This window comes from Bacillus sp. P4_D3, from assembly GCF_056401855.1.
Map to the genome: position 1 here is coordinate 1 of NZ_JBFUIN010001161.1, position 740 is coordinate 740.

At 27.6% G+C, this 740-nt stretch carries 1 protein-coding gene; it reads left to right on the forward strand.

Translation table 11 applies throughout. The features are described 5' to 3' along the window. Positions 1 to 693, forward strand: a 693-nt coding sequence (locus tag AC1DTM_RS29980) for an aminotransferase class I/II-fold pyridoxal phosphate-dependent enzyme (RefSeq protein ID WP_477001647.1), incomplete at its 5' end; no start/stop codon positions are given. Positions 694 to 740: the final 47 nt, after the last annotated feature.

Below are 740 nucleotides of genomic sequence, written 5' to 3' on the forward strand. Positions count from 1 at the left end.
CTTGGAACGTCTTATTCTAAAGATGAGAAAGAAAAAATCGTGCTATTGGCCAAGAAGTATAATGTATTTATAGTGGAAGATGATTATTTAGCAGATTTAGAAACAGATTCAAAAGCAGATCCGTTATATAGCTTACATAATTGTAATCATGTCATATATTTGAAAAGTTACTCGAAGATTATTTTTCCAGGTTTACGAGTCGGTGTGGCGGTTATTCCACCAGCTATTGCAATTGATTTCCATAAATATAAAAAGATTTTAGACATCGATAGTCCAATGATATCTCAAGCTGCTTTAGAAATTTATATAAAGAGTGGCATGTTCGAACGCCATAAAAATAAAATTAAATCCTCCTATAATAATAGATCAAAAAAACTAGCAGAAACATTAGAAAAAGTGCATAATGAAAACCCACTTTTATTTAAATATAAGAAGTATAATACAATAGGAATTCATACTTGTTTAGAAATAGATAAAACCAGTATCTCGGAAATGTTTTTACAAAAATTGAGTGATATTCAAATAAATATTGATACTATTGATAAAAATTATGTAAGGGATTTTCCTAAAGAAAGACTGTTAAAGTTAAATGTATCGAATGTAAAAGAAAATCAGATAGAAGAAGGTATACGCAAAGTAATTGAGAAAATCAAACAATCAGAACGTCTAAATTTTCAATTTAAAAAAGAATAATATGAATAAGGAGGTTTATTGTGAGACACAAATTAATAACCTTGTTT